Origin of the sequence: Nonomuraea sp. NPDC050643 (genome assembly GCF_040654715.1) — a bacterium.
In the GTDB taxonomy this organism is placed as follows: domain Bacteria; phylum Actinomycetota; class Actinomycetes; order Streptosporangiales; family Streptosporangiaceae; genus Nonomuraea.
The window spans coordinates 1-1144 of record NZ_JBFAIM010000192.1; the positions used below are offsets into that span (position 1 = coordinate 1).

General features: G+C 68.2%; 2 protein-coding genes. One reads left to right on the forward strand and one right to left on the reverse strand.

The features are described from left to right. Positions 1-337: hypothetical protein (locus tag AB0I15_RS66915; protein WP_358121237.1), on the reverse strand; the 337-nt coding region annotated here is incomplete at its 3' end. On the opposite strand from AB0I15_RS66915, the gene AB0I15_RS66920 reads away from it, so the two are divergent. Next, positions 324-1144, forward strand: an 821-nt coding sequence (locus AB0I15_RS66920; protein ID WP_358121239.1) for an acyltransferase domain-containing protein, incomplete at its 3' end; no start/stop codon positions are given. The two genes, AB0I15_RS66915 and AB0I15_RS66920, sit on opposite strands and share 14 nt — an antisense overlap.

A 1144-nucleotide genomic window follows, 5' to 3' on the forward strand; every position in this document is an offset into this window, starting at 1 on the left:
CCTGGCCCACCACCGACCACCCCCGCACAGCCGCCATCTCCTCCTTCGGCATCAGCGGCACCAACGCCCACCTCATCCTCCAACAACCCCCCACCACCACCGAAACCACACCCAAGAAACCCGCGCCAACCTCCCCCCACAACCACCCCACAACCACAAACCCGGCCGATACAGACATCACCACCCCAGCAAACCCACCGACCTCCACCCTCGCCGGCCCAGACCCGACCAACACCACACCCGACGCTGATACGACGAACATCACAACCGCCGACACACAGACCACCAACGAACTCCCAGCAGACGCCCCCGTCGTCCCATGGGTGATCTCAGCCAAGAACGAACAAGCACTACGCGCCCAAGCCCTAAACCTGGCCCGCCTGGCCCGCTCGGACACCTCCACCCGACCGGTCGACATCGCCCACGCCCTCGCCACCACCCGCACCCACTTCCCCCACCGCGCAGCAGTCATAGCCACCACCACACAAGACTTCACCACCGCCCTCGACGACCTAGCCGCCGGCCGCCCCAACCCCGCAGTGCTCGACCACGTGCTGAGCGAGCAGACCGGACCATCCAGCACGGCCGGGGCCACCGGTTCGCTGACGCCGACTGGCTCGGCAACATCGGCGAGGTCGGCGACGACCACGGGCTTGCCAGGCTCAGTCAACTCCGGCCCCGACGTTGACTCCGTCGCTCACGCGACCGACTCAACAAGTTCAGTCGGCTCCAACAACGAGGCCGGCTCAGCCGCGCTCGACACAACTCGATTCGCGGCAACGCGGTCCGGTGGCACGGTCTTCGTCTTCCCAGGTCAGGGCGGGCAATGGCCCGGCATGGGCCGCCGCCTGTACGCGGCCTCGCCTGTCTTCCGGGAGCACCTGGACGCCTGCGCCGAAGCTCTGGCGCCCTACACCGACTGGTCCCTGCTCGACGTACTGCACCAACGCGACCGCGCGCCCTCCCTGGACCGCGTCGACGTCGTCCAACCGGCCCTGTTCGCGATCATGGTCGCCCTCGCCCGTCTCTGGGAACACCACGGCATCCATCCCGACGCCGTCATCGGCCACTCCCAAGGCGAAATCGCCGCCGCCCACATCGCCGGGGCACTGTCACTGGAAGACGCCGCCCGCGTCGTCGCCCT